Genomic DNA, 17,116 nt, shown 5'->3' on the forward strand with positions numbered 1-17,116 from the left:
AAGGTTCTCTAACCAGATGTTGAGAGAAAATTGCGGAATGAGCTGTTGTTTTCCGGCAATAAGTGAATAATAACTCATAGACGTGTGTTTGACGATGCAACACTGGTTGTTCGGAATTCCGGTTTGTTCGGAAATTCCGGTTGTCGCGAAGGAGAGAGTCAGGATGGTCGTACGTCGGCCCCACGACCGCAAGCAGCAGATACTTGCTGCTGCTGGTGAACTTTTCCGTGAGCACGGCTATCACAACGTGTCCGTTGCGCAGGTGGCTGCGGGAGTTGGAATCACGGCGCCTGCCCTGTATCGGCACTTCAAGAACAAGCCGGATCTTCTCTACGCCGCGGTCAACGCGGGCATCGAATCGCTCTACGACCGGGTCGCCGGGTCCGAGGATCTGAAATCGATGATCGCCGAGCTTGCGGCTTCGGTATCTCGTCGTCGAGGGCTCTCGCTGCTGTGGCAACGCGAAGCCCGCTACCTGCCCGACGAGCAACGGGAAGAAATGCGCGCGACGCTCAAGAGTGCCGCCGCACGCGATGCTGCGCTGATCCGAACGGAACGCCCCGAACTCGACGAGGAAGACAGCTATCTACTCGCCTGGGCTCTCATCGCTGTCTTCAACAGTGTGTCCTCGCATCGGGTGTCCCTGCCGAGACGTCAGATGGAACTGCTGCTGGCGGAGTTGGCGGAGCGGGCGGTGCATACGGAACTCGGCCACTCCGAGGTGAAGGTGGAGACGCCGACCGGTCACGTTCCGTTGGCGATGCCCAGGCGTGAACTCTTGTTGACCGAAGCAATTCGTCTGTTCGACGAGCGTGGGTACCAGGCGGTCAACACCGAGGACATCGGTGAGGCTGCCGGAACTACGGGCCCCAATGTGTACAACCACTTCGATGCCAAGATCGACCTTCTGATCGCGGCGGTTTCGCGAGGTGGTGAGCGGCGGCGGATCGGTGTCGCGCAGGCGCTCGCTGCCGCATCGGGACCGGAGGATGCGTTGTCCGGATTGCTTGCGGCACATATTGATTTCGCGATCAACGAGCGTCATCTGATCGGACTGTTGATCAGTGAACTCGACCAATTGCCGGACAAGTTCCGCCGCACGTGCGAACAGAATCAGCGTGAGTACGTCGCGTTGTGGGTCAAGATGCTCGACGACGTTCGTCCGGGGCTCGAACCCGCGACGGCCAGAATAACCGTCAATGCCGCATTGACCGTTGTGGAAAACGCGGTGCGTATCGGCCGGCTACGTCGTCGTGACGACCTGCCTGAGTGCCTGTTCGAGATCGGCTCCGCAGTTCTGCTGGGCGGCTAGTCGAGACAGTAGCCGGGTGCTGTTGGCGGACAGTCACATTCAAGATGGTATACATTTTTGTATATGTTTTTTGCGAACCTAGTCGATGAATTCAACTGATCGGAGACGTCCATGCGTTTCGACGCAACAGAACTGACGATCGAGGAACTCGAACTTCAGGCAGAAGTGCGGGAGTACCTCGACGAGCGGCTCACCCCCGGTAGCTACCCGCTCGGACTCGGGATGTCCGGGGCAGTGGATCCGGAGTTCTCGCGAGATCTCGGTAGCCGTGGCTGGCTCGGAATGTCTCTGCCGAAGGAATACGGCGGGGGCGGGCGGTCGGCAGTGGATCGATTGGTCGTCGTGGAAGAACTTCTCGCGCGCGGGGCACCCGTCGGTTATCACTGGATCGGAGACAGACAGTCAGGTCCGAGCATCGCAGCCAACGGCACGGAAGAACAGAAGCGGCACTTCCTGCCAGGTATCGCGAACGGTGAGTTCTCGTTCTCGATCGGAATGAGTGAACCCGACTCGGGTTCGGACCTGGCATCGGTAAGAACTCGCGCCGAATGTGTCGAGGGCGGATGGAAAGTCAACGGAACCAAGATCTGGACCACCGGTGCCTTCCACGCCACACACATACTCGCCCTGCTTCGAACCTCGGCAGACAAGCACAACGGACTCACTCAGCTGATCGTCGATCGCGACAGCGAGGGGCTGACCGTCTCACCCATTCCGTTCATCGACGGAAGCGAGGACTTCTGCGAGGTGTCTTTCCAGGACGTTTTCGTGCCGGACTCGCGTCGCCTCGGCGACGTCGGAGCGGGCTGGGGACAAAACACCGGTGAACTCGCACTCGAGCGAGGTGGCGTCGACCGTTGGATGTCGCTGATGCCGGTCCTCGAGAACTGGGCAGCCAACCAGGCGGCGCAGGGCGGCCCCGCGGCCCTGGCCGATCTGGGCTCGATTGCCGCGCGCTGCTGGGCTTTTCGTGGGATGTCGCTGTCCATTGCGCGAATGGTCGACGCGGGTCGCTCGCCGGTCACGGAGGCCGCGCTGATCAAGGAAATGGCAACACGCTTCGAACAGGACTGTGTTGCCACCGTGGCACGGCACCTCGGCCGGGCTCCGGACCTTGCATCCGACGACCCGTACGAGTCACTGCTCGCCCGGGCTGTGCTGGTGGCACCGTCGTGGTCGATTCGCGGTGGCACCAACGAAATTCTCCGCACCGTGATCGTGAAAGGGTTGAACCGATGAATTCGGGGTCAGAGATCAACGCGTACACATTCGACGCCGACCTCGAAGCGATGGTCGAGCAATTCTTCGCCGAGAAGTCCGGCACCGAAGTGGTGGCGCAGGCCGAGATCGACGGTCTTCCCAGCGAACTTTGGAACGCAGCAGTGGAACTGGGGTTGCCGCTGGTCGGTCTTCCCGAATCTGTTGGTGGTTCCGGTGGCTCGCTCCTCGACGCCGTGACTGTGCAGCGCGCTGCTGCGAGGCACGCTGCGCCGTTGCCTCTCGCCGAGACTTACCTCGCGGGCAGGCTGGCAGCAGCGGCCGGGCTACCGGTGCCCTCCGGAATCGCAACCGTCGCCCCGGGATCGCAGCGCGACGATGCGCGTCGGATCGGCGACGGCCACGTATCGGGAACCTTTCACGATGTGCCATGGGGGAGCGCAGCATCAGTGCTGGCGGCAGTCCTCGGTGATCGAGTTGTACTTCTGGACATCTCCGATGCCGAGATCGGGTCCGGGACGGATTTCGCAGGGCAACCGCGTCAGAGTCTGACGTTCACCGAAGCGCGCACCGTCGACGGTGACAACCCGGTCGATGCCCGGATTCTCAGTAGACTCGGTGCCTTCTTGCGCTCGGTACAGATGGCAGGAGCCATGGAGTCGGTGTCGACGTTGACCCGTCGCTACGTTTCGGAGCGGGTGCAGTTCGGCAGGCCGATTGCGCAGTTCCAAGCCGTCCAGCAGCACATCGTCACCCTCGCACAGATGGCATCGATGTCCACACTGGCCGTGGATCGCACGGCGCACGCGCTCACCCGTCGCGACGCCGACTTCGAAGTGTGTGCAACCAAATTGGTGGTTTCGCAGAATGCGCTCGCGAGCGTGCGCGCCGCCCACCAGGCACACGGTGCGATCGGCATGACCCGCGAATACCGCTTGCAACAACTCACCCGACGACTGCATGCCTGGCGATCGGAGTTCGGCGACGACATCGCGCTTGCAACGCAACTCGGAAGTGCTGTCGCGACGAGGCCCTCCCTGCCGCGCTTGATCACCGACCCACAACCGACCTTGGAGCTGAAGTCATGACCGATGCCGTGCACGTGGAAATCGACGGACACGTCGGAACCATCGAGTTCTCACGCCCGCCCGCCAACTACTTCGATCAGGAGATTCTGCAGCAGATCGCCGATGCGGCAGCCGGTCTCGTCAACGGTGGAGACATTCGCGCGATTGTTCTCGCCTCGGCGGGCAAACACTTCTGCGCCGGCGCGAACTTCGGTGAGGGTGGACTGGGGCCCGATCGCGCCGACACGGTGCGCGCGATCTACACCGAGGCGTTGCGGCTGTTCGAGATTCCGGTTCCCGTGATTGCGGCAGTGCAGGGATCCGCGGTGGGCGGTGGTCTCGGCCTCGCCTGCGCCGCGGACTTCCGCGTCGCCGGGCCGTCGACACGGTTGCACGCGAACTTCGCTGCGTTGGGGTTCCACCAGGGATTCGGCCTCAGCGTCACCTTGCCCCGAATCGTCTCGATGCAGTCTGCAGCGGATCTGCTGTACACGGCGCGGCGGCTGACGGGCGTACAGGCGCACGACCTCGGTTTGGTGGACCGATTGGCCGAAGATGCGAACATTCGGCAAGAGGCACTGGCGTACGCCCACGAAATTGCCTCGAGTGCACCGTTGGCCGTCCGCTCCATGAAGGCGACGTTGCGCGCGGGGCTACGGGACGAGGTTGCCACTGTTCTCGAGCGCGAGTTGGCGGAGCAGGTTGTTCTGTGGGGGACCGAGGACTGCGTCGCCGGCATCGAGGCCAACCTCGCACGAGTGCAACCGCAGTTCAACGCGAGGTGAAGTCGACGCGACCACTATCGTATCCACCGTGAAGGAACCAACCGGTGCGCAACGCTGCCTGCAACAGATCCGGCAGATGATCGTCTCGGGTGAGCTGCTGCCTGGACAGAAAGTCCACCAAAGCGAGCTCGCCGAGCGGTTGAACGTCAGCCGAATTCCGGTCCGTGAGGCACTTTCGACCTTGCAGGCAGAGGGCGTCCTCGAACACAAGTCCAACACTGGGTACACCGTCGCCAGATTCAGCAGCGAAGATCTTTCCGAGCTCTACCTGATGCGACGTCTGCTCGAAACGGAGATCCTGGCGTCGATCGATCTCGGTGGCGTCGACGTCGCCGAGTTGGAACGAATCCAGGAGCAGGTCGACCAGGCGGAACCGAGCGAGCAGGGTCCAGAGTTTCAGGAAGCCAACCGTGAGTTCCACTTTCGTCTGTTCTCGTACTCGCCCCTGCAGCGTGTGCTGCAGGAAGTGGATCGGCTCTGGTACATGTCGGACTTCTATCGTGCCCTGTACATCCACGAGCCGTCGTCGCGTCGGAAGGTTTCCGAGGACCACGGCCGGATTCTCCAGTCCGTTCGCGATCAAGATTCGGCCGAACTGATCCGGGCGAGCGACGAACATCGATCTGCTACAGAAGATCTGGTCGTACGAAGGCTGGGTCGCAGTCGACCTCGCTGAGCGAGGACGAAGAGCAAACAGGTGCGCGGTATCCGTCCGGTTCTCGGATACCGCGCACCTGTGGTCGTGGGAGGGCCGAACGCTCAGGGCGCCAGAGTGTCGCGAAGTTCGTTCTTACGGATCTTCCCGGTCTGCGTCGACGGTAGCTCGTCGAGTACGTATACCTCGCGTATCTTCTGGTACGGAGCAACCTGCGTGGCAACGTGATCCATGATCTCGGTCGCAATCTGCTCGATGCGATCGACCGACTCCGGGTTGACCACGACGAAGGCCACCGGAATCTCCCCGGCCAGTTGGTCGGGCGCGCCGACCACGGCTGCCTGCAGTACGTCGGGGTGCGTGCACACCAACTCTTCGAGCGGTTGCGGGTAGACGTTGTACCCCTTGTAGATGATCAAGTCCTTGGAGCGGCCGCCGATGAACAGATTGCCATGCTCGTCACGCCAACCCATGTCTCCGGTATGAAGCCAACCGCCGATGAACTGACCGGCGCTGAGTTCGGGTTCGTTGTGGTATCCGTCGGTGATCTGTGGCCCGCGGGCCCAGATCTGCCCGGTCTCACCCGTAGCCAGGACGGCTTCGGTGACTTCGTCGCGGATCTCGATCTCGGTGTCGGGGAAGGGGAGCCCGACGCTTCCCAACGGAGTGGGGCGTTCGTCGCACGGTGAACCCATGGTCAGACCCATTGTTGCTTCGCTGAGCCCGTAGCCTTCGGTGACGAGCGCGTTCGGGAAGACCTCTCGCAGTGTACGGATCGCCGTCGTGTCGAGTGGGGCTGCTCCGGATCCGAGAATCCGAACCGAACCCAGACCGTGCTCACGCAGAGTGCGTGCGCGTAGCAACGCGTAGTACATCGTGGGAGATCCGCCGATGTACGTCACCTGATACTTGTCGACGTCGGCGAGAAATCGGTCCGGATCGAAGCGCGTCCCTAGTATCACCGTGCCACCGAGCAAGGTGGTGAAGTTGTGACTGACCAGACCGAGGCCGTGGAACAGAGGCGCGATCGAAATCGACGCGCCTTCACCCGGAACGATGGAGTAACGCGTGACTGCGCCCTCGATCGGCCGAACGAGAAGTGCCCCGTCGACGAGTTCGGTTCGATGCCCGGAGCGCCAACAGGCGGATTGGAGCACGTTGGCCACGAGATTCCGGTGAAGTACCCGTACGGCCTTGGACTTTCCGGTTGTGCCGCCGGTCAATTGCAGGTGAGCAACAAGGTTGGGATCCACCCGGTAGTCGGCCAATGGTTTCGACGAGGCGAGGTCCGTGATGGAGGTGAGACCTTCGCAATGGCCTGACTGCGCGCCGACTCCCGGAACCAGTACCAGGATGCGATGCGGTGTGTTGGCCTCGATTGCCGTTGCAGCACAGGATGGATGGGTGAATACGACCTTGGCGTCGACGTCGTCGAGCTGGCGCTTCAATTCGGTCACAGGCTGCGCCGGATTTATCGGAGCCACTGCTGCTCCGGCGCACAGTGCGCCGTAGTACGCGACAATGAACCAGATCGAGTTCGGCATGTGCAGTCCCACTGCGTCACCCGGCTGGACACCACGCTCCCGCAGACCCTGCGCTACGCGCAGCGCTTGATCGTGCAATTGCGAGTAGGTCAGTGACGTGTCGCCGTCGACGAGGGCGAGACGTTCGGGGTACGAGCGGGCCGCTCCGGCCAGAATCGCGTCGGCACCGCATTCGGGATATTCCAAGCTGCGTGGCAGTCCGAGCGGCCAACTCGAACTCATGTCAGGGCTCTGAATTTCTGTAGCCGTCATCTCAGATCAGCTCGAGAATCGTGGCATTGGCCATTCCGCCGCCTTCACACATGGACTGCAATCCGTAGTGGATGCCGTTCTCTCTCATGTGATGTACGAGAGTGGTCATCAGACGTGCGCCGGAACCACCGATCGGATGACCCAATGCCATCGCGCCACCGTTTGGGTTCATGCGTTCGTAATCGGCGCCGGTCTCACGGAGCCAGGCCAGCGACACCGAGGCGAAAGCTTCGTTGATCTCGAACGCACCGATGTCACCGATCGAGAGACCGGACTTCGCAAGAGCTTTCGCCGTAGCCGGAATGGGACCCTTGAGCATGGTGACAGGATCCGTACCGGTGACCACCGCGGTGTGAATACGTGCGATGGGTGCCCAACCTCGAGATTTCGCGAACTCGCTGGTGGTCACGAGCAGCGCGGCGGAACCGTCGGAGATCTGCGACGAATTGCCGGCAGTGATCGAGCCGTCTTCGGAGAAAGCAGGTTTGAGCGATCCGAGCTTCTCGAGAGTGCCACCGCGACGCACCCCCTCGTCCTTCTCGAAGACACTGCTGCGGCCGTCGGCGTCGGTCACCGTCACAGCAGTGATCTGATCCTTGAAACGACCTTCGTCGATCGCGGCGGCGGCGCGCTCGTGCGAATCCAGCGCATGCTGATCCAGTTCGGCCCGCGAGATGCCGTACTTTTCGGCAATCATCTGGGCGCCCATACCCTGGTTGAAACGAATACCGTTGTAGCGCTCCCAGACAAGCGGCCCGTGCGGCTCTCCGAAACGTGCGTCGGCACGTGCGGAGCCCATCGGTACGGCGCTCATCATCTCGACGCCGCCCGCGATTGCGACATCGTACTGGCCGGAGATCACGCCGGCGGCCGCCTGGTGAACTGCCTGTTGGGACGATCCGCACTGGCGATCGACGGTTACCCCTGGCACATGTTCGGGCCAACCGGCCGCCAGGACCGAAGACCGGGCGATGCACCCGGACTGCATCCCGAGCGTGCCGACGCAACCCCAGATCACGTCGTCCACGAGCGCCGGATCGAGATCGACTCGATCGGCCAAGGCCTCGAGAACATGTGCAGACAGCGAGACTGCATGCATTCGGGAAAGTGCACCGTTTCGTTTACCGACTGCGGTTCGGACGGCGTCGACGACGACTGCGTCACGCATGGGAACTCCTTCGATCGTTCGTGTGACTGGGAAGATCTGGATCCGGTCTCTACAGACCCATGTCCTTGGCGATGATCGTCTTCATGACTTCACTTGTACCGCCGTAGATACGGCTCACCCGAGTGTCTGCGTACAAACGTGCGATCGGGTACTCGAGCATGTAGCCGTATCCGCCGTGCAATTGCAGGCACTTGTCGATGACGCGCGCGGCGACCTCGGTACCGAACAGCTTGATGCGCGCTGCGTCGGCGGCGGTGAGTTCGCCTGAGTCGTCGAGTTCGATGCCTCGATCGGCGAGTGCCTGCGCGGCCTCGACCTCGGCAGAGCACTCCGCGAGAACGAACTTGGTGTTCTGGAACGCCGCGACGGGCTTGCCGAACACTTGGCGTTCCTGGACGTAGGCCTTCGCGAATTCGATTGCAGCCCGGGCAGATGCCACACCGCGACTGCCGATCGAGAGGCGCTCTCGCGGCAGGTTCTGCCCCAGGTACGAGAAGCCCTTGTCCTGCTCGCCGAGGAGATCGGCAACCGGAACCTTGACGTCGGTGAACGAAAGTTCGCTGGTGTCACTGGCGCGCAGGCCGAGCTTCTCGAGTTTGCGACCGTATTCGAAGCCGGGTGCGTCGGTGGGAACCACCATCAGGCTCAGTCCGAAGCGGCGATCGTCCTCTGCGGGCGCGGACGTGCGTGCAACCACCACGCACAGTTCGGAATTCACCGCACCGGTGATGAAGGTCTTCGCTCCGTTGAGGATGTAGTGAGTGCCGTCGTCGGAGAGCTTGGCAGTGGTGCGGATGCCGGCCAGATCGGATCCGGTACCGGGCTCGGTCATGGCGATGCACAGCGTCTTCTCACCCGTGGCGATCGAGGGGAGCCAACGCTGCTTCTGCTCTTCGTTCGCCAGACGCAGGAGGTACGGCAGGACGATTCCGGTACTGACCGTGTAGTGGCCGAAGCTGACTGCAGCGCGCGAGGTTTCCTCGTCCATCACGGCCTGGAACTTGTAGCTGATCGTGCCGGTTCCGCCGTATTCCTCGGGGATGTCGAAACCCATGACACCGAGATCGCCGAGTTTGTGGAACAACTCGCGTGGGACGCGGTTGTCGCGTTCCCAGTCTGCGTAGAACGGAGTGACTTCCTTCGCGATGAACGTGCGGATCGTCTCGCGGAAATCCTCGTGCTCCTGGGTGAAGAGGTTGCGCTTCATCTCGTCCTGCTTTCTCGTGGAGGGTTAGTTGACCGCGACGACTGCGGAACCGCGCAGTGTCACGGTGCCGTCGGGCAGCGTCATGGTGAGGTCGAGGTGACCGAGGCCGTCTTCGACCTTGACGACCGTCCCGGTGCACCGTGGCGTCGAGTTCACCGGGGTGATCGCTGAGAACCTGACCGAGAAGGAACGGATGCGCTCCTGCTCGTAGTGATCGGTGAGTAGTCGTCCGAGGTACGCCATGGACAACATGCCGTGGGCGAAGACGTCGGGGATACCAACTGCTGCACAGGCATCCATGTCGATGTGGACGGGATTGTGGTCTCCCGAAGCGCCGGCGTACAGAGCAAGTGTGGTGCGTGTGATCTTCGGGACCGTCAGGTCCAGGATGTCTCCGGTATTCAACTCAGCTCACCTTTTCGTAGAGGGTGACGACTCCGGCCCCGCCGAGGCCGAGGTTGTGCTGCAGCGCGAGGGTTGCACCGTCCACCTGACGTGGACCGGCGTCGCCACGAAGCTGCCATACCAACTCTGCGCATTGGGCGAGGCCGGTGGCGCCGAGTGGGTGGCCCTTGGACAGAAGGCCGCCGGACGGGTTGACCACCACTCGTCCGCCGTAGGTGTTGTCGCCGCTGAGGATGAACTGCTCGGCGCCGCCCTCTTCCACGAGTCCGAGAGCTTCGTAGCAGAGCACCTCGTTCACCGTGAAGCAGTCGTGAAGTTCGACGACCTTGATATCGCGGGGGTCGACGCCCGAGGCCTCGTAAACGTTACGAGCGGCCGAGGCGGTGACGTCGTAGCCGACGGCCTTGATCATGCTTCCTTCGTCGAAGGTGCTGGGTAGATCGGAAGTCATCGACTGCGCCTTGATCGCGACGTCTGTACGAAGTCCGTTGGCGCGGGCGAACTCTTCGGTGCAGATGATCGCTGCCGCGGCGCCACACGTGGGTGGGCAGGCCTGATACCGCGTGACGGGTCCGAAGAGCGTCGGCGCTGCCAGCACTTCTCCTTCGGTGAGTTGTGTGCGGAACACCGCGTACGGGTTGTCGGCCGAGTGCTTGCGTGCCTTCACCTGAATCTTGGCGAACGTTTCGGCCTTCATACCGAACTTCTCCATGTATTCCATACCCGCCACACCGAAGTACTGCGCAGCCCGCGGAACTGATGCGTCGATCCCGGCGGCGGCCTCTAGTACCTCGTCGAAGCGACCGAGGGGGCGTGGGCGGTCCGTCCAGGCACCCTTGAGGGCGCCGGGTTGCATCTGTTCGAAGCCGAGCGCCAGAGCACATTCCACCGCGCCGCTCTCGACTGCCTGGCGGGCCAGCCAGAGCGCAGTCGAACCGGTGGCGCAGTTGTTGTTGACGTTGATCACCGGGATGCCGGTCTCACCGAGGTTGTACAGCGCGCGCTGGCCACTGGTGGAATCGCCGTACACATACCCGACGTAGGCCTGCTGAACCTTCGAGTACTCGAGGCCTGCGTCCTCGAGTGCCGCGGTGGCCGCGCCTGCTCCCATGACGTCGTAGTCGTCGCTCTTACCTGGCTTGGTGAAAGGGATCATGCCGACCCCGGCTACAAATGCTTTACGGCTCATCGTTTCTCCGAATGATCGAGGGGAGCGGTGTCAGACTCGTCCGCCGTCGACAACCAGGCACTGGCTGTTGACGTAGTCGGATTCCGGTGTGCAGAGCAGGTATACGGCACCCGCGGCTTCCACCGGAGTCGCACCTCGACCGAAGGGGATGGTGGTTGCCATGGCTGCCATGCGGTCGGGATTGACTCCGACACGAATGTCGCGACCGTCGATCGTGATCTTGGTGTCGGAATCGGCTGTCACCTCGGTCATTCGGGTGACGACGAAGCCGAATGCAACCGCGTTGACATTGACCTTGTAGCGGCCCCACTCCTTGGCCAGCGTTTTGGTGAGACCGACGATGCCGGCTTTCGCGCTGCCGTAATTGGATTGTCCTGCATTGCCGAAGACACCCGAAGTGGAGGAGATGTTGACGACCTTGCGGTGGTAGTCGGTGGGATTGGCCTTGATGTACGGCTGGGCGGCACGCAGGATCCGGAACGGCGCCTTGAGGTTGACGTCGAGGATGGTGTCCCATTGCTCGTCGGTCATTTTCTGGATCACGCTGTCCCAGGTGTATCCCGCGTTGTTGACGATGACGTCGAGTCCGCCGAATGATTCGACGGCGGTGTTCACGAAGCGTTCGGCGAACCCCTCCTCGGCAACGGAGCCGACGCACGAGACAGCCTGTCCACCTGTGGCTTTGATATCGCGCTCGGTCTGAGCGGCAGGTTCGGGATCGAGGTCGTTGACCACTACCGAGGCGCCTTCGGAAGCGAGCTTGAGAGCGATTTCACGGCCGATCCCGCGTCCCGAGCCAGAGACGATGGCAACTTTGCCGTCGAGTGTTCCCATGATGCGATCCTTTTCGTTTTCAGCTTGCGGCAGTGACTACGCCGATTTCGGCGAGCACTTCGTCGGTGTGTCGGCCGATGACGGGTGCGGGACGCGGGTCGTCGGCCGGTGTATCGGAGTAACGCGGAGCGGGATTCGGTTGGATGTGACCGTCGCCGAGTTTTCCGAATGTCGCTCGGAAGGCATTGTGCGGGTGTACCGCTGCTTCGTCGAAGTTCAATACCGGGGAGACGCAGGCGCCCTGCATGTCGAATGCAGCGTCCCATTCGTCGCGGGTACGGGTCGCGAAGAGATCGGCAAGCCGGTCCGCCATTGCCGTCCATGCTTCTCTGTTGTGCTGCTGTGCGAACAGTGGATCTTCGGTCAGTCCGAGCACTCTCATGGTTGCGGCATAGAACTGTGGCTCCACGCAACCCACCGCCATGAATCCACCGTCGGCGCAACGATAGTTCCGGTAGAAGGGAGCGCCGCCGTCGAACATGTTGGATGCGCGCTCGTCCACCCAGCGATCTCGCGCGAGTAGTCCGTGGATCAATGCCAGCTGCACGGCGGTGCCGTCGGTCATCGCCGCGTCGACCACTTGTCCGCGGCCGTCGATTCGTGCGCGCAACATTGCGGTTGTGATGCCGAGTGCCAGCAGCATTCCGCCACCGCCCATGTCTCCGACCAGATTCAGCGGAACCGGAGGGACCTCCCCGGGGGCTCCCATGGCCCCGAGTGCGCCGGTCAGGGCAATGTAGTTGAGATCGTGGCCCGGTTCCTGTGCCAACGGCCCATTCTGGCCCCACCCGGTCATCCGGCCGTACACGAGCTTCGGGTTCCTGGCGAGGCAGGTGTCCGGGCCGAGCCCCAAACGCTCGGTGACTCCCGGCCGGAAGCCCTCGATTACCGCGTCGGCGGTGTCGATGATCTTCAAGACGGTGTCGACGTCGTGAGGATCCTTGAGATCAAGAGCAACCGAACGCCGGTTGCGATGCAGCACAGGATGTCCGGACTGCTTTCCGGCCTCGGTGCTTCGGTCGATCCGAATCACGTCAGCGCCTTGATCGGCAAGTAGCATGCCGCAGAACGGGCCTGGCCCGATACCGCCGAGTTCGACGACACGAAGGCCGGCGAGCGGACCGCTGGGACTGGCGTCAATCGTCATGGAAATAGACATCTTTCGCTGGTAGGGAGACTAACGCGAGCCGGCATCGACGGTCAGGCACTGCCCACTGACGTAGTCGGTGTCCTGCGTGCAGAGCACGTACACGGCGCCGGCAGCCTCTGCGGGAGTACCCGGGCGACCGAGTGGGTTGGACGTCTTGACTCGTTCCATGACGGCCGCGCTGACACCGGCCTTGATCTTGCGGCCGCCGATCTCGACAAACGAATCGTCGCCGGCAACTGCTTCGGTCATGCGGGTGAGGATGAACCCGTAGGCAACCGCATTGACGTTGACCTTGTAGCGTCCCCATTCCTTGGCGAGAGTCTTTGTCAGTCCGACGATTCCGGCCTTCGCGGCTGCGTAGTTGGACTGTCCGGGGTTTCCGTAGAGGCCGGCCACCGAGGAGACGTTGACGACCTTGCGGTGGTAGTCGGTGGGGTTGGCCTTGATGTACGGCTGGGCGGCCCGAAGAATACGGAAAGGTGCCTTGAGATGGACGTCGAGAATGGTGTCCCACTGCTCGTCGGTCATCTTCTGGATGACGGTGTCCCAGGTAAATCCCGCGTTGTTGACGATGATGTCGAGTCCGTCGAACGCATCGATTGCGGTGCCGACGAAACGCTCGGCGAAATCGGCGTCCGTCACGGATCCGACGCAGGCAATTGCGTGTCCGCCTGCAGCCTTGATGTCTTCGACCGTTTCGTGGGCCGGTTCGGGATCGAGGTCGTTGACCACTACGGATGCGCCTTCGGAAGCGAGGCGGAGTGCGATGTCGCGACCGATTCCGCGGCCGGAACCGGAGACGATGGCGACCTTGCCGTCGAGAGTGCCCATGTTCGATGTCCTTGCAGTCTAGGTGGAATGAGTGTCGTCAAGCTCGAGGATCACGGATGACCGTGGTGGAGCGGAGGGTCGCAATCGGTTGCCCCTCGCGTGTCACCTCGGTGGTGCGGACCAGAAACTGCAGTGCACCAGCCTTTTTCGCGTAGCAATCCGTGACCGAAGTGGAGAAATGGAGAGTGTCACCTGCATACGCGGTCTTCAGGTAGGTGAACTCCTGCTCGCCGTGCAGGATCGTCCGGATGTCGATTCCGAGATCCGCGTAGAAGGTGGAGGGATTCGGTCGCTCCATGTCGAGGCAGAACAAGAACGTCGGTGGGACAGGGATGTCGCGGTGTCCGGCCTGTTCGGCGGCGCTCCGGTCGGTGTAGATCGGGTCGTCCTGTCCGGTGGCGCGGGCAAAGAAGGCGAGTCGCCCGCGCTCGACCTCCACCGAGTGCTCGGGAATTCGGGTGCCGATGACCCCGGCGTCGAGGCTGGTCATGACAAACTCCTCGGAATCTGGGCGAAAGTGTCCGCCATCTGATGAATGAGTTTCGAATCGCGGTTAGCGCATATTCACTTTGGCCCAGATATGTGCAGTTGTCAAGGAGTCTGAGAACCTAATCCGAGTGATGGATGATTCCCGAGCCTGGTGGAGAGGACAGACTAGTCCGACGTGGCGGCCAGGGCACGCAGATCGCGTTTGAGTACCTTGCCGGCACCGTTGACCGGCAACGCATCGACGAACTGGAAGGAGCGAGGAACCTTGTACCCGGCGATGAGTGTCTTCACATGCGCGCGCAATGCGTCGACGTCGACGTTCGAATCCGCTCGAAGGACGACCACGGCATGTACGCGTTCGCCCCACTGGGAATCGGGTAGGCCGATGACAGAGCACGCTGCCACGGATTCATGTCGAGCCAAGGCGTTTTCGACCTCGGTGGAGTAGACGTTCTCGCCTCCGGTGACGATCATGTCCTTGATGCGATCGACGATGAACAGGTAACCGCGCTCGTCGAGGTATCCCGCATCGCCCGTGTGCATCCAGCCGTCGCGTAGTACCTCGGCGGTCTCGATCGGTTTGTTCCAGTATCCGAGCATGATGTGGCTGCCGAACGTGACGATTTCGCCTACCTCACCCGGAGGCAGTTCCGTGCCTGCCGGATCGACGATCCGGACCTCGCAGTGCGGGAGAATGCGACCGGCGCTACGGAGCAACTCGCCGCCTTCCAGATGATCAGCGGGGCTGAGAACACTGATGTGGGCGGTCTCCGTCATCCCGTAGCCCTGCGCGAAGGCGCTGTTGGGGAACATCTGCATGACTTGCCCCAGAAGCGTCGGAGAAATGGGGGAGGCGCCGTACCTCAGGACTCGAACACTGGTCAGATCGTAGGAAGCCGTGTCCTCGTGCGAGATCAACATCTGAAGCATCGTCGGGACCAGGCCGACGGTTGTCGGCCGATGGCGGTCAACTGCTTCGAGGAATATGCCCGGACTGAATCTCGACAGGAAGACCTGAGTGCCACCCATCAGCGACTGGGCCAGCCACCCGACGATCCCAGCGATGTGGAACAGAGGGTTGACCGCTAGGTTCACTCCACCACTGACAGCGACATTTCCTGCGGCGAGTGTGCCCAAGGCAGAGGTGATCAGCGATCGATGGCTGACCATCACACCTTTCGGTACGCCCGTCGTACCACCTGTGTACAGCAGGAGTGCCAGGGTGTCGCCGCCGACGCGTAGATCGGCGACAGGTACCGATTCCGAGATCACCCGTTCGTAGTCGAGCATTCCCTCGGGGGCCTGTCCTTCGCCGCAGTAGATCACAGTCGCCAGACTTGGGCACGATTCGCGGAGGGCGCTCGCGGCGGGAGCGAAGTTGTCGTCGACCAGCAGGAAGGTCGAGCCGGAATCCTCGAGTGCGTAAGTGATTTCCGCTGGGCTCCAACGGGTGTTGACGGGACTCGCCACCGCTCCCGACCACCAACAGGCGACGAGCGCCTCGTGGTACCAGTCCGAATTCAATGCCAGAATCGCGACGCGATCGCCGGGTTGCAGGCCCATTGCCTGCAACCCGCCCGCCAGCTTCGTGATTCGTTCGACCGATTGTCGGCAGCTTCGGACTCGATCTCCGAACACTGTCATCGGGGTTTCCGGGGCTGCTCGCATGGATCGGTGAACGAATTGAGTCAGTTGCATGTGCTTCCTCCAAGGAGTCCGGGGCGCGTGGCCTGATTCAGATCAGTTCCAGGATCATGGCATTGGCCTGACCGCCAGCCTCGCACATCGACTGCAATCCGTACCGAATGCCGTTGTCGCGCATGTGGTGTACGAGGGTGGTCGTCAGACGTGCGCCCGAACCGCCGAGAGGATGACCGAGTGCCATCGCGCCGCCGAGAGGGTTGAGCTTGGCATAGTCGGCGCCGGTCGCCTGCAGCCAAGCCAGAGTGACCGAAGCGAAAGCCTCGTTGATCTCGAATGCCCCGATGTCGGACAGTGACAGCCCCGAACGCTCGAGGACCTTGGCGGTGGCCGGAATGGGACCGGTAGCCATGGTGATCGGGTCGACGCCTGCCAATGCCACGGTGTGGACCCGGGCGATGGGCTTCCACCCTCTGCGAGCCGCCAATTCGCTGCTGGTGACCAGAAGCGCAGCGGCGCCGTCGGAGATCTGTGACGAGTTGGCAGCGGTGATACGTCCGTCGTCCTTGAACGGGGTAGGGAGCGCAGCCAATCGCTCGAGAGTCGATCCGCGCCGGACCCCCTCGTCGGTGTCGACCATGGACACGGTGCCGTCTTCGGCCGTGGTCTTCACCGGGCTGATCTGACTCTCGAATGCGCCCGAGTCGATTGCCGCGCCAGCTCGCTCGTGGGAATCGAGAGCGTGCTGATCCAGCTGCGTTCGGGTCAGCCCGAAGTTCTCGGCGATCATTTCTGCGCCCACACCCTGGTTGAATTCCACTCCGTTGTATCGCTTGCGGACCAGCGGGCCGAACGGCTTGCCGAATTGGGTGGCGCTGCGTGCCGAGCCGATTGGGACGCGGCTCATGCTCTCGACGCCTCCGGCGACGGCGATGTCGTAGTGGCCACTGATGATTCCGGCCGCGGCGAAATGCAAGGACTGCTGCGAGGATCCGCAAGCCCGGTCCACGGTCACACCGGTGACCGATTCGGGCCAACCCGCGGCGAGTACGGCGTATCGGCCGACGCCGCCGGCTTGTTCACCAACCTGGCTGACGCAACCCCACAAGACGTCGTCGACTGTGCTCGGATCCAGGTCGTTGCGTTCGGTGAGGGCGCGAAGGACATGTGCGGACAGGTCGACGGGGTGAACCCCGGACAGCCCTCCGTTCCGCTTTCCGATCGGTGTGCGAACTGCGTCGACGATGACGGCGTCGTTCATGGCGTGCTCCTTCGTTGCCGACTTCGAGGTCGGCGTCTTTGCGGTTGGACAGATAAGTGAATTGCCAATAACTTTTGTTTGGATGGCGATCCATTTCGATCATTGACC

General features: G+C 62.2%; 16 protein-coding genes. 5 read left to right on the forward strand and 11 right to left on the reverse strand.

What is annotated here, in order from left to right:
* Nucleotides 1-163 precede the first annotated feature (163 nt).
* From R4P70_RS05310 to R4P70_RS05330, 5 genes are all read left to right on the forward strand, one after another.
* Nucleotides 164-1,312, forward strand: coding sequence for a helix-turn-helix domain-containing protein (locus tag R4P70_RS05310; protein ID WP_317830499.1), 1,149 nt, complete (start codon nt 164-166; stop codon nt 1,310-1,312).
* Nucleotides 1,313-1,423: 111 nt separating this feature from the next.
* Complete coding sequence (locus R4P70_RS05315) at nt 1,424-2,551, forward strand: acyl-CoA dehydrogenase family protein (protein WP_269576925.1); 1,128 nt, start codon at nt 1,424-1,426, stop codon at nt 2,549-2,551.
* A complete protein-coding gene (locus R4P70_RS05320; protein WP_020909014.1) occupies nt 2,548-3,618 on the forward strand; it encodes an acyl-CoA dehydrogenase in 1,071 nt (356 codons plus the stop codon). Before R4P70_RS05315 ends, R4P70_RS05320 begins: the two co-directional genes overlap by 4 nt.
* Nucleotides 3,615-4,382, forward strand: a complete 768-nt coding sequence (locus R4P70_RS05325) for an enoyl-CoA hydratase/isomerase family protein (protein ID WP_269576926.1) — start codon at nt 3,615-3,617, stop codon at nt 4,380-4,382. Before R4P70_RS05320 ends, R4P70_RS05325 begins: the two co-directional genes overlap by 4 nt.
* Nucleotides 4,383-4,410: 28 nt before the next feature.
* Nucleotides 4,411-5,058: a GntR family transcriptional regulator gene (locus R4P70_RS05330; protein ID WP_269576927.1), complete on the forward strand. Its 648-nt coding sequence runs from the start codon at nt 4,411-4,413 to the stop codon at nt 5,056-5,058.
* Between the two features lie 83 nt (nt 5,059-5,141).
* Here the strand turns inward: R4P70_RS05330 and R4P70_RS05335 are convergent, their stop codons facing one another.
* The 11 genes from R4P70_RS05335 to R4P70_RS05385 form a co-directional block, all read right to left on the reverse strand.
* Nucleotides 5,142-6,833, reverse strand: coding sequence for a class I adenylate-forming enzyme family protein (locus tag R4P70_RS05335; RefSeq protein WP_020970690.1), 1,692 nt, complete (start codon nt 6,831-6,833; stop codon nt 5,142-5,144).
* A 1-nt stretch (nt 6,834) separates the two neighbouring features.
* The gene (locus tag R4P70_RS05340; protein ID WP_317830500.1) at nt 6,835-8,001 is read right to left on the reverse strand and encodes a thiolase family protein; all 1,167 of its coding nucleotides are present in this window, start codon (nt 7,999-8,001) and stop codon (nt 6,835-6,837) included.
* 49 nt (nt 8,002-8,050) lie between these two features.
* Nucleotides 8,051-9,208, reverse strand: a complete 1,158-nt coding sequence (locus R4P70_RS05345; protein WP_020909009.1) for an acyl-CoA dehydrogenase family protein — start codon at nt 9,206-9,208, stop codon at nt 8,051-8,053.
* A 24-nt stretch (nt 9,209-9,232) separates the two neighbouring features.
* Nucleotides 9,233-9,613, reverse strand: coding sequence for a MaoC/PaaZ C-terminal domain-containing protein (locus tag R4P70_RS05350; protein ID WP_020909008.1), 381 nt, complete (start codon nt 9,611-9,613; stop codon nt 9,233-9,235).
* A gap of 1 nt (nt 9,614) precedes the next feature.
* The gene (locus R4P70_RS05355) at nt 9,615-10,802 is read right to left on the reverse strand and encodes a lipid-transfer protein (RefSeq protein WP_317830501.1); all 1,188 of its coding nucleotides are present in this window, start codon (nt 10,800-10,802) and stop codon (nt 9,615-9,617) included.
* Nucleotides 10,803-10,832: 30 nt separating this feature from the next.
* The gene (locus R4P70_RS05360) at nt 10,833-11,636 is read right to left on the reverse strand and encodes an SDR family NAD(P)-dependent oxidoreductase (RefSeq protein WP_020909006.1); all 804 of its coding nucleotides are present in this window, start codon (nt 11,634-11,636) and stop codon (nt 10,833-10,835) included.
* A 19-nt stretch (nt 11,637-11,655) separates the two neighbouring features.
* Complete coding sequence (locus R4P70_RS05365; RefSeq protein ID WP_019745172.1) at nt 11,656-12,783, reverse strand: CaiB/BaiF CoA transferase family protein; 1,128 nt, start codon at nt 12,781-12,783, stop codon at nt 11,656-11,658.
* Between the two features lie 30 nt (nt 12,784-12,813).
* On the reverse strand, nt 12,814-13,617 hold the full coding sequence (locus R4P70_RS05370; RefSeq protein WP_019745171.1) for an SDR family NAD(P)-dependent oxidoreductase: 804 nt from the start codon (nt 13,615-13,617) through the stop codon (nt 12,814-12,816).
* Nucleotides 13,618-13,654: 37 nt separating this feature from the next.
* Nucleotides 13,655-14,107 (reverse strand): MaoC family dehydratase N-terminal domain-containing protein, encoded by a 453-nt coding sequence (locus R4P70_RS05375; RefSeq protein WP_019745170.1) that lies wholly within the window; start codon nt 14,105-14,107, stop codon nt 13,655-13,657.
* A gap of 164 nt (nt 14,108-14,271) precedes the next feature.
* Nucleotides 14,272-15,804 carry an acyl-CoA synthetase gene (locus R4P70_RS05380; protein ID WP_020970683.1) on the reverse strand — a complete coding sequence of 511 codons (1,533 nt, stop codon included), beginning with the start codon at nt 15,802-15,804 and terminating at the stop codon, nt 14,272-14,274.
* Between the two features lie 37 nt (nt 15,805-15,841).
* Nucleotides 15,842-17,008: a thiolase family protein gene (locus tag R4P70_RS05385; protein WP_084324865.1), complete on the reverse strand. Its 1,167-nt coding sequence runs from the start codon at nt 17,006-17,008 to the stop codon at nt 15,842-15,844.
* Nucleotides 17,009-17,116 lie beyond the last annotated feature (108 nt).

The sequence above is a fragment of the Rhodococcus sp. IEGM 1241 genome (genome assembly GCF_033142365.1).
Taxonomy (GTDB): Bacteria; Actinomycetota; Actinomycetes; order Mycobacteriales; family Mycobacteriaceae; genus Rhodococcus_F; species Rhodococcus_F erythropolis.